Source organism: Nocardia panacis, from assembly GCF_003598715.1.
Lineage (GTDB): Bacteria > Actinomycetota > Actinomycetes > Mycobacteriales > Mycobacteriaceae > Nocardia > Nocardia panacis.
On the sequence record NZ_QZFU01000020.1, the window covers coordinates 96,739 to 107,371 of the forward strand.

A 10,633-nucleotide genomic window follows, 5' to 3' on the forward strand; every position below is an offset into this window, starting at 1 on the left:
CCGTGTCGTTCGCTGCCGACTCGCCGCGGCCCGGCTCGACCGTTACGGACATGCCCAATTCCACCTGGCTCGCGGACGCTCCCCGCGCACCGGTCGATACGGCACTGGCCCAGTGGATTCCGGCGATCCCCGACGGGGTGGTCGCGAACTTCACCGGCTCCGCCGCAGCAGCCGCGACCGTCATCGGCAAGCCCGGGGTGTCTGCGGACTTCACCGGCCGCGGTCAGCTCACCGCAATGGCGCTGGCCAAAATTGCGGTCGCCGCGCCGTTCACCGGTGCCGGCCAGTTCACGGCGATCGCATCGATCCCGGCCCGGTTCACCAGCGCGGGCACGTTCACCGCGACTGCGTGGCCGGGCGCGACCCGCACCGCTGCGCTCACCGGCTCCGGCGCACTGCGCGCGAGCATCACACCGATCGGTGTCACCACCGCCCCGTTCACGGGATCCGGTTCGGCGACAACGGCAATCGCAGTCCCGGTCTCGTCTGGGTTCACCGGCTCGGGCACGATGGCGGCGGCTGCCATCGGCGGATACCCGGTCTCGGCTGGGTTCACCGGCATGGGCGTGTTAACCGCTGCGGTCGTCCCGGTGGTGCCGGTCTCGGCTGGATTCACCGGAGCAGGAACCCTCGCCGTCGTCCAATCGACCTATTCAATCGTCGGCGGATTCACCGGAGCAGGAACCCTCGCCGCGGCAGCGGTTGTCAACAAGCCCGCCAACCAGCGCATGTATCTGACGGCCGACGCGTCACCGGCCGGCTCGACCACGCAGGTCACCGGCTGGACCGCGGACTCCGCCTATCCGGCCACCAGCATCAGCTCCTCCGCGCTGGTCATCGACCGGTCGGGCACGATCAACATCACCGCCCAGGCCGTGATCAGCCAGAACACGTTCAGCCAGGCTCTCACGGTCTACCTGTACAAGAACGGGTCGTCGGGCACGTTGATGAAGTCGGCAACAACGAGCGGCACCGGGACGCTGAGCTTGTCGACGACCGGCGTCAGCGTGGCAGCGGGCGACACACTGGGCGTGTGGGCCAACGGCGGCACCTACGCCGCCTATATCGTCTTCTCCAGCGGCACCTCGAACACCTATGTCCAGATCAACGGCGTCTAACCCGGTCGCAGCGAAAACACCTCGCCCCGACCTTATCGGCTGGGCGAGTTCCTCGTGGTTTGGACGAGGGGCGATGCTCGCGTGACAGGCCAGGCCGACCGTGGATCTACCCGAAGCTACCGGTCGACGGCAGGCTACTCTGCCCGCTCCGGTGGTAATCGACCTGATAGCTATCGCCCTGAAGTTGGAAACAATAGGCGGTGTAGCCGGCCTTCTGATAGGCGCGCGCAGTGTCCTGGCACGCCTGGTAACCGACAATGATGCCGGTGCGATCCGCTGCCGCGTTGCCCGCCGCGGCACCGATCCCGATTCCGCCCAAGGCGATCAACAATACGACTCGCGCAATGCGATTCATCCCGTAACCCTCATGTTCAATGCGTTCCGGCCATTCGGGGAGATGCCGCGAATGTGCCACGGCAACCCCGGATCCTGCTGGGGTGCCATAGGCGCTGTGATCACGAAACCCCCTGCTGTAAAGATATATTCGCGGCAGCCTACCTATGAAGTGAAGGACATGTGCGTTCTTTGCTGTACCGGCGATGAGTTGGTCGCCGGCTTGTCGCAGCTGCCGAGGCGACGGGCGGCACGGTGCCGCTGAGGCACCTTCCCGTCCGCCTCGTAATCGGGAGCGTCCAGTGTGCTCGCGAGGGTCAGAGACCCGCTCGGGCCGCGACGAGATAAGCGGCGATCGACGTTGCGCCGATTTCGACTACTGCCGAGGCGATTTCGACTACGGTTCTCTCTGCTCCCCTCCTTCGGGATCGCGCGGTCGCGCGGGCCGAACGACTTCGTGCCGTGATCGGTCAGGAGACGACGGAATGAGCCGCAAACCCCCGCGACGGGGACCCCGACCGGAAGGCGATACGGGCGGCGGCCGACCGGCTGCTGGCAGGGACGCCTCCGCGCTCGTCGACCGGAAGCCTGACCGGCAGCGAGCTGATCGTCGAATCGGGACTACGTCGGGACGTCGTCTACGGCAGCCACAAAGACCTCGTCGAGGAGTTTCAAGCGAGGGTCAAAGCCCAGCACGACGTGCCTGAGGCGGTGGCGAAGGTCAACGACGAGAACCGGGTATTGCGGGAGGAGATCATCACTGTCAGAGCGCAATTGGCCGATGGACGGCGCAAAGGGAAGACACTCGCCAAATTCATCGCCGAACTGTCGCTGGAGCTGGAGCAAATCAGGGAAGAGTTGGAGCAGGCGTCGTCGATCACTCAACTGTCCTCGCGTCGCGAGGACAGTTGAGTGCGACTTCGATCGAGAAGTCTCGCAGCGATGTCAATCGGCATCGACTGGCACGGCCGCCGGCGGCGTCGCGAAGAACTCGGCCAGTATGGCGTTGTCCTCATATGCCAGTCCCGTCGCGGCGGCGTCGGACTCTCCGAACCAGCCGAGCCGCTGGCCTTCGGTGAGCACGACGTCGTCGATTTCGAAGGCGATGCGGGCGAAGAAGGTGTGTTCCACGCCGTAGTGCAGGTCTCGGGTGCGAACATGCTGGATCTCGGTCGGGTCGAGTATGACGCCGATTTCCTCCTCGATCTCGCGGCGCACGCACTCGGCCGGCGTCTCTCCGTCCTCCAGCATCCCGCCGAGAAGGGACCACATTCCGGGGTAGGGGATCTCGGGTTTGTCGTCGCGCAGGTACATCAACACTTGACGTCGTGGGTTGACCAGGATGATCTGGGTGCCTTCGCGCATGGTGCCGGGCGCTCCTATCGCTGGTGGGCCGAGGCGACCTTGCGGACCGCGTCGGCGACGTCGCGGACGTCGTTCTCAGTCATGGCGGGATACAGCGGCAGCGACACGATCCGAGCCGAGGCGTCCCGCGCCGCCGGCAACATGTCGGGGTCCATGCCGCGGTCCAGATGATAGGGCTGAAGGTGCAGCGAGATGAAGTGAACGCCGACCCCGATGCCTTCGGCGCGCAGGGCCTCGATGAACCTGTCGCGGTCGATGACCAGCCGGTCCTGGTCCAGCGCGATCACATAGAGGTGGTGGGTGTGGCGCACGCCTACTCGGCGTGTCGGCAGCCCGATGCCGGGGACGTCGGCGAGCAGCCGGTCGTAAAGATCTGCGTGGCGGGTCCGGGTGGCGATGAACTCCTCGAGGCGTGGCAGTTGGTGGATGCCGATCGCGGCGGCCAGATCGGGCATGTTGTACTTGAATCCGGGTTCGATCAGTTCCCAGTGGACCGCCCCGCCGGGGGCGTAGCGCCGCCAGGCATCCTTGCTGATGCCGTGCAGCGACAGCACCCGCGCCCGCTCGGCCAGCTCGTCGTCGTCGATGACCAGCAGCCCGCCCTCGCCGGTGGTGAGGTTCTTGGTGGCGTAGAAGCTGAACGCCGCCATCGTGCTGGTTTGGCCGATCATCTTCTCACCCCAGTGGGCGCCGAAGGCGTGCGCGGCGTCCTCGATCACGATCAGGCCGTGATCGGCGGCCAGCGTGCCGATCGCGTCCATGTCGCAGGGCTGCCCGGCCATGTGGACCGGCATGACCGCTTTGGTCCGCGCGGTGATCGCGGCCTTGACCGCGGCGGGGTCGATGTTGAGGGTATCGGGCTCGACGTCGGCGAATACGGTGGTCGCGCCGACGTGGTGGATCACGTTGGCGGTCGCGGGCCAGGTGATCGGGGTGGTGATCACCTCGTCGCCCGGGCCGATCCCGGCCGCGGCGAGCGCCAGGTGCAGCGCGCCGGTGCCGGAGTTGGTGGCCACGGCGTGCTCGACGCCGAGGTAGTCCGCGCACATCGCCTCGAACTGCTTGGTGCGCGGCCCGGTGGTCAACCAGCCCGACCGCAGCACGGCCAGCACCTCGTTCTCCTCCTCGCGGCCGATCGTGGGTACCGCGAACGGCAGCGGTTTCCACCGCACGGGCGCGCCGCCGTCGATGGCAGGCAGCTTGCGCACTCGGTCGATCATGGTGACGGTGTGGTGGCGCGGATGCTCCCAGTCATCGGGATCCATCGCTTCCAGCGCCGCGCGGACCTCACGGATGCCGTCGGCGACCGTATGGGCTGGCCGGAACCCGGTCAACGCCGCGAACCGGGCACCGTCGACCCGATAGGAACGCGCGTCGACCCGCTCGGTGCCCGAGGTCACGACGGCGGCGGGGAACTCCACGGCGACCAGGGCCGCCAGCTCGCAGATCGCCAGGTTCTCACCCACGACGTTGAACACCGCGCCGTCCGGCAACAGTTCGTCGGGTGTCTCCACGCACAGGCGATAGGCAGTGGCGGCATCGGCGACGTGCAGGAACGGCCGCCATTGGCGGCCATCGCCGTCCACGGCGATCCTGCCGCGGGCCATGGCGTGGTGGGTCATCGTGTTGACCGCCAGGTCCAGCCGCATCCGCGGCGAAACCCCGAACAGGGTGGCCTTGCGCAACGACACTGTCCGGAACAGCGAGGTCTCCAGGTTCCGCAGCGCCGTTTCGGTGCTGACCTTCGTACCGGCATAGATCGTCAACGGCCCCAGCGGCGCGTCCTCGGTCAACGGCATGGTGTCGTTGCTGCCGTAGACGCTGCACGAGGAGGCGTGCACGAACCTGCGCACCCCGGCCGCCCGCGCGGCTTCGGCCAGGCGGATCGTCGCGCGCTGGTTCACCTCGATCGTCCACACCGGATCGAGTTGTCCCGCAGGGTCGTTGCTGATCGCGGCCAACGCGATGACGACATCGACATCAGTGAGCAGTCCGAGGTCCATCGTCCGCATGTCGGCGCGGTGGATGTCCAGGCGCGGATGGTCGGCGAGGGTGTCGCCGAACCAGTAGGTGTCCACCGCCGTGACGGTGTGACCGTCGGTGAGCAGTTGCGGCACCAGCACCGCTCCGAGGAAGCCGCCGGCTCCCGTGACCAGGATCTTGCACATCGTGTTCAGCCTTTCTCCGTGGTGTGAGGTGGAGGGAGTCACTGATCCCAGCTGGCCGGCTCCTTCTTGCTGGCGAGTTGGTAGGCCGTGACGTGGTAGAGACGGCGGTGGCGATACAGCCAGGCCAGAACCCGATGCACGTCTGTTGCTGATTCACCCGCCCGCCAAGCGATTTCATCGCCGGTGCGCGCGCCGCACCGGTACAGGGCCGTGACCGCGACACGTTGCAGGTAGCTGAACGTCTCGGGCCTGGTAGACAACTCGCTACGGGTCGCGGCCGTGATCGCCCACGCGCCGACCCGCCGCACCGATCCTCGGCGTTCCAGCCAGTCCAGCGCGGCGGCCGTCGCCGCAATCGAGTAGCCGGTGATGTGAGAGATGTCGCCCACGGTGCGAGCACCGGGCAGCCGACCGAGCATGACGAGTATTTCCAACGCGCACGCGGCCACTACATTGCCGCCGTCGCGCAGCCGGAGCACGGGATAGGTGGGGACGCTAGAACGCACGCGCGTCACCGCCCCCGCCCGCCCCGAGAACCTGCCCGGGGCGGGCGGGGGCGGACCAGCCGGGCGGCTGCTCGCGTGTCGGGATCCGGAAGTCCAGGCCCCGCTCGGCGCGTTGTTCGAGGAGCCACCACCGCATCCCGCACTCGGATTCGGTTGTGCCGCCAGATTTTTCGGTGCAGTGCCAATGCCCGCTCAGCCAGACCTCGATCTCGCCGTCGAACATGCGGCGGCTACCGGCGGCCGGTGCGGTGTGGCTGTGGCGGCGCTCGCCGAACGGGGAATCGTTCACAGGCCGATCACCGTGCGCTGCCACGCGTTGAAGGCGTCGTAGTCGACGCCTGTCGAGACGAGCATTCGGCGCGCGCCCGGCTCGCGGCGAAGGAACGCGTCGCCGCTGACGGCGATGTCCTCGGCGGCGAAGCGCACGAATTTCTGCCCGAGCGCAGCGGACAGGGTGAGTGGATCGTGCAGGTAGAAGTGTGGACGTTTCGAGAGCCAGTTGCGGACGTTCGCGAACAGCAACCGCGCCCAGGGGGCGTCGTTGCCCGCCAACTCCTTGTAGAGGTCGCTGTCGGTGGTGACGCGGATTTCGGGGACTCCGGTGTGGTCGGAGAGCACCAGGCGCGGGCGATGCAGCATCCGCAGTCCGACTCCCGCGGCGCGCACATCGACGCGCAGGTTGTGGCTGGTCTTCGTGGGGCCGCTGTGATAGGTGTCGAGCCATCCACCCTGCTGGGTGACCGCGATCTTCTCGGTGAGATGCGGTCGTTCGGTGAGGACCGAGACCACGTTGCTCAGCGGTCCCTGCCCGGCCCATTGGACGGGTCCGTAGGTCGACCTGCACGCGCTCTCGACCGCGTCGTGGAAGGCACCGGGTTGGGCTGGGGCGGTGAGGGCTTCGTCGTGGACGACGAAGCTCTCGCTCCCGAGATCGATCCCGACATGGACCGGCACGTCTGGGCGGTCGAGCGCGTCCAGCAGCGCTCGCGCGTAGCGGGCGCGGTACCCGCCGCGTACCTCGTCGGCGGTCACCACGATCAGCTGCTCGACCGAGCGCGCCGCCGCGACAAGCGCGAACGCGTCGTCGGGGTCGTAGCCGATATCGGTATCCATGATCACGGACACGGCCGGATCAACAATCACGGAATTCATGAATCCCCTTTGTTGGCAATCGATGTGGAGTCGATGTGGGCGAGAAGCCCACCGATGGGCGGTGACAGAGGCGCGTGCAGTGCGGCCGAGACCCGACGCGGGCACGGCGGATCACACGTGCGGTGAATACGGAGGACGCCTGCCACCCGCCCCGCTGACGAGCCGACGGGCATGGGCTTCTCGCAGTGGTCGTTGATCCAGCTCATTGACACACCGACGACGCGCGCCCGAGAGCGGCCAGATAGGCGTTGCAGCCGGGGCCGTGGCCGCCGTGCACGGTCAGGACGACGCGGGCGTGATCGAGACCGGTGATCCATGTGTCGCCGCACTGCTGGGAAGTCCAGGCATGACGCTCGGGGGAGGTCGGCGACGCGCTCATCGCTGGTCCTCGTCGCGGTGATGGCCGTGGTCGATGAGCCACGGCATCACACACTGCACAATCGCGGTGACCGCGGCGAACACTCCAACCACAACGAGAGCGGTGGTGTCGCCGGCTAGCGGTGAGATTCCCTGTGGTGCAACACTAACGATCACTTCCATGGAAGCCCTCAAGTCGCGTCGGTATGGTGACGGTGCGCTCGATGCCCCGGCGATATGGTGCCGGCACTCGATGAGTGAGACGCATCGAACTGGGATGCAACACAGACGTTAACGCTGGTTGAAGCCTTGAATGTTCGGAGAATGTTCGAGATTTGAGTGATACCGTGAAGCGGTGAGGCAATCGGATTCGGTGGGCGCGCGCATCGCTCGCTACCGCAAGATCAAGGGCATGACCGCCCAGCAACTCGCCACTGCCGCTGGTGTCGGGCACTCGACTCTCCGGCAGGTCGAGACCGGTCATTCCGGCCCATCGACGTTCTGGGTTGGACGGATTGCGGATGCACTGGGCATCGATGCGTCCAGGTTGTACGCCGAGGACACCGAGGACGTGCAGACGTTGGACGTGCTGCCGGTTATTCGCCGCACCCTCGCCGCAGTCGACCTGATGGACGACGACGTCGAACCCCTCGCGCCGACCGAGCTCGCGCCGCTGGTCGCAAAGGTGGGCGACTGGCGACGCGGTGCGCGGTATCGCAAGATCGGCGATGTCCTGCCCGGCCTCGTCGACCAGTTGCTCGTCTCCGCACAAGAACACGGCGAGCCTGCGTACGCACTGCTCACCGATACCTACCGCGCGGCAAACAGCCTCGCGCATAAGTTCGGATACTCGGATCTGTCCATGACCGCGACCGAGCGAATGTTGTGGGCCGCCGACAAGTCCGGCGACCCGCTGCGGGTGGCGTCGGTGTCCTACCTCAAGGCCGCGACCCTCGCCCGCATCGGTGCCGGTCGACAAGCCATGAAGCTTCTCGATCGAACGGTCGCCGACATCATTCCGCTCGCCGCCACGGACCGGACCGCCGCAGCGGTGCTGTCCAGCCTCCACATGCGCGCTGGAACGATTTCGGCCACACTCGGACAGGCCGATATCTCGCGTGACCACCTCGCCGAGGCCGGACGACTGGTCGAGACCATCGCCGACACAGTCGTACTCGACACGGTGGTCGGCCCGACCAACGTGCGACTGCATCGCATCGCCGCCGAGGTCGACCTTGGCGAGGCGGGGGCCGCGCTCGATATCGCCCGAAACACCCACCTCCCCAAAGGCTTCGCGCCCGAGCGCCGCACCTACTTCTGGGTCGACACCGCACGGGCGCATCTGCTCGCCGGAGACCCGGACGCCGCAATCGAAGCCCTGCTCGAATCCCGCGAAGCCGCGCCCGAGCACTTCCGAGCATCCGGCACCGTGAAAGCCACGGTGCGCGCCACCGCCGACCAGCAGCGCCGAGCGTCCCGAACGCTGCGCTCGCTCGCGACCGCCGCAGGCGTCGACGACTGAATTCCGTTCCAACGGTGCAGTGTCATCGGCCTCACCGTTGGTGTTCATCCCCAGCGCCTCCCTGCTCGCTCGGTTGTGTCCGCTATCCAGTTAAGCTCGCGAGTTCTGAACACTGAAGATGTGTGCGGAATGAACACTTGGTATTCTGAACAGTATGGCTGCTCCTGCGTATCGCAATGTCGCCGATGCCATCCGTGCCGACATCGCCGGGCGGCGTTTAGTCGAAGGCGACAGGCTGCCCACCGTCCGTGAACTGGCTGAACGATTCGATGTACCCGTCGGCACGGTGTCTCGGGCCATCGACTTGCTTCGCGCCGAAGGCGTCGTGGTATCGCGCCACGGTCGTGGCCTCTACGTGCGAACGTTCTCCCGTGTTCGACGCACCTCGCCGCAACGGCTACACCGGCAGCATTGGGGGCAAGGTCGGTCCATCCAAGACGCTGATACCCACGGCCGTATGCGCGTCGAGCATGTCGAAGTCACAGAAGTCCCCGCACCGGCCACCGTCGCCGAGGCGCTCGCCATCACCGAGGGCGCCGCCGTGCTGACACGGTCTCGCCGATTCGCCATCGACGATCGGGTAGTCCAAACCGCCATCTCTTATCTACCGCTGGACGTAGTCGCCGCCGCGCCGGCCGTCGCCTACACCGGCCCGGGTCCGGGCGGTATTTACGCCAGGATGGCCGAAGCCGGACTTGCACCCGTGAAGTTCACCGAGAACATCGTGTGCCGCATGCCCACCCAGCAAGAGGCAACCGAATTGGACCTTCCCACCGGAACACCGGTCATCGCCATCACCCGCCACGCTCACATCGCCACCGGCCGTTGTATCGAAATCAACCAAATGCTGCTCGACGCCAGCGCATACGATCTCGAGTATCACTTCACAGCGGACTCGTAGCCCATCCAATCGAGCTGGTGGAACGATTCGGACTCACCGACCGTCGAACGCTCGATGATCGCATTCTCGGCCGATTGCCGGTACATAGACCGTGTCGCCGCACTTTCGGCAGTAGTAGGTGTGGTGGACGCCGTCGATTGCTCGGCACATCACCGTGCCAACGAGCATCCGTCCGGGGCCGAGGCGATGTCGGTTGCGGCAGAAGACCGGTGTCGGCCGCGTCCATCCTCCGTCGCGGGTCCGGTACAACCGGTCGTCAGCGTCTCGCGCGACGCGCCCGTCGATTTCCAGGATTGGCGTCCACTCCTCATCGTCTACCGAACGCATGTTCACATGATATTGGCCTTGAGAGGCGTTGAGGGGCTTGTTGACCCGGTCAACAATCAGGGTTAATCTCGCCCCGGACACCCCCTTGCCGTCCCGAACCATCCCAAGGAATCCCAAGGTCGCGGGCCGTGAGCAGGGCGGACACAGCGGTTCAAGTCCCCCTCCGGACACAACCAGTACGCCCACGGGCGGTTTTGGCCCAGCTTCGGCCAGGACCGCCCGTTTCTTATGGTCGTAGGTCAGCTTCAAGCCGAGTTGGCGATAGACCTCCAGCTTATCGGCAGGGTCTGCCGAACGCAGGACAGTCAACAAGCCACCGACCGAATCCACGAGTTGCCGGATCTCGTCCCTGCTCATCTTGTGGGCCACAACGGTTTTCGCCTCGATGGCGGCGATCTGCGCCAGCACCAGTGCGCGTTCCCGCTGCGCCTCACGGCTCCATTCGGCGATGAGCGCGGGGTCGGCACCGGATTCGAGTGCGGCCCTGTGGCGAGCGAGTTTCCGATCGTGTTCGGACAGCGACAGGCGCGCGGCATCGAGGGTGGGCTGTTGGGTGGCGGGCTGGGCCTGCTCGAGACGCGACAGACTGTCCCGGATCCGATCGGGATGGAACACCTCGGCCAGCCAAGCGTCCAGCGGCGCGCCGATCTGATCCTCACGCAGATACACCGAAGGCGGATAATCGAGTTCATTCGCGAGTGCGTACTCCGACGAGTAACGGCACCGATAGTACGCCCGGTGGTGGTTCCAGGTGCCCCCAGCATGGTGGTGACCTGGCCGTGGAACAAACCACCCGCCGCAGCACCCAGGATCAGGCGAGTGGCAGCAGCGAGCGCGTCGGGCCTGGGATCGAAGAACCGATCCCAGTGCGGCACCAGCTTTCT

The 10,633-nt window shown here is 66.3% G+C and carries 12 protein-coding genes; 4 read left to right on the forward strand and 8 right to left on the reverse strand.

What is annotated here, in order from left to right:
* The first annotated feature begins 2 nt into the window (after positions 1-2).
* A complete protein-coding gene (locus D5S18_RS18715; RefSeq protein ID WP_147404007.1) occupies positions 3-1,118 on the forward strand; it encodes a hypothetical protein in 1,116 nt (371 codons plus the stop codon).
* Positions 1,119-1,224: 106 nt separating this feature from the next.
* On the opposite strand, the gene D5S18_RS18720 is transcribed toward D5S18_RS18715, so the two are convergent.
* Positions 1,225-1,473: a hypothetical protein gene (locus D5S18_RS18720; protein WP_120042354.1), complete on the reverse strand. Its 249-nt coding sequence runs from the start codon at positions 1,471-1,473 to the stop codon at positions 1,225-1,227.
* A 677-nt stretch (positions 1,474-2,150) separates the two neighbouring features.
* On the opposite strand from D5S18_RS18720, the gene D5S18_RS35375 reads away from it, so the two are divergent.
* The gene (locus tag D5S18_RS35375; RefSeq protein WP_203236803.1) at positions 2,151-2,363 is read left to right on the forward strand and encodes a hypothetical protein; all 213 of its coding nucleotides are present in this window, start codon (positions 2,151-2,153) and stop codon (positions 2,361-2,363) included.
* Positions 2,364-2,396: 33 nt separating this feature from the next.
* On the opposite strand, the gene D5S18_RS18730 is transcribed toward D5S18_RS35375, so the two are convergent.
* From D5S18_RS18730 to D5S18_RS34920, 6 genes are all read right to left on the reverse strand, one after another.
* Complete coding sequence (locus tag D5S18_RS18730) at positions 2,397-2,816, reverse strand: NUDIX hydrolase (protein WP_120042356.1); 420 nt, start codon at positions 2,814-2,816, stop codon at positions 2,397-2,399.
* A 14-nt stretch (positions 2,817-2,830) separates the two neighbouring features.
* Positions 2,831-4,984, reverse strand: a complete 2,154-nt coding sequence (locus D5S18_RS18735; RefSeq protein ID WP_120042357.1) for an aminotransferase class I/II-fold pyridoxal phosphate-dependent enzyme — start codon at positions 4,982-4,984, stop codon at positions 2,831-2,833.
* A gap of 38 nt (positions 4,985-5,022) precedes the next feature.
* A complete protein-coding gene (locus D5S18_RS18740) occupies positions 5,023-5,490 on the reverse strand; it encodes a hypothetical protein (RefSeq protein ID WP_147404009.1) in 468 nt (155 codons plus the stop codon).
* Positions 5,480-5,779 (reverse strand): hypothetical protein, encoded by a 300-nt coding sequence (locus tag D5S18_RS18745; RefSeq protein WP_120042359.1) that lies wholly within the window; start codon positions 5,777-5,779, stop codon positions 5,480-5,482. Before D5S18_RS18745 ends, D5S18_RS18740 begins: the two co-directional genes overlap by 11 nt.
* Positions 5,776-6,642 (reverse strand): nucleoside hydrolase, encoded by an 867-nt coding sequence (locus D5S18_RS18750; protein ID WP_120042360.1) that lies wholly within the window; start codon positions 6,640-6,642, stop codon positions 5,776-5,778. Before D5S18_RS18750 ends, D5S18_RS18745 begins: the two co-directional genes overlap by 4 nt.
* 202 nt (positions 6,643-6,844) lie before the next feature.
* Positions 6,845-7,021 (reverse strand): hypothetical protein, encoded by a 177-nt coding sequence (locus tag D5S18_RS34920; protein ID WP_158607902.1) that lies wholly within the window; start codon positions 7,019-7,021, stop codon positions 6,845-6,847.
* A gap of 333 nt (positions 7,022-7,354) precedes the next feature.
* Between D5S18_RS34920 and D5S18_RS18755 the strand changes: the two genes are divergently transcribed.
* Both D5S18_RS18755 and D5S18_RS18760 read left to right on the forward strand, forming a co-directional pair.
* A complete protein-coding gene (locus D5S18_RS18755; RefSeq protein ID WP_120042361.1) occupies positions 7,355-8,521 on the forward strand; it encodes a helix-turn-helix domain-containing protein in 1,167 nt (388 codons plus the stop codon).
* Between the two features lie 154 nt (positions 8,522-8,675).
* Entirely contained in the window at positions 8,676-9,422 is a 747-nt protein-coding gene (locus tag D5S18_RS18760; protein WP_120042362.1) for a GntR family transcriptional regulator, read from the forward strand.
* 33 nt (positions 9,423-9,455) lie between these two features.
* Here the strand turns inward: D5S18_RS18760 and D5S18_RS18765 are convergent, their stop codons facing one another.
* Positions 9,456-10,418 carry a hypothetical protein gene (locus D5S18_RS18765; RefSeq protein ID WP_120042363.1) on the reverse strand — a complete coding sequence of 321 codons (963 nt, stop codon included), beginning with the start codon at positions 10,416-10,418 and terminating at the stop codon, positions 9,456-9,458.
* Between the last annotated feature and the right edge of the window lie 215 nt (positions 10,419-10,633).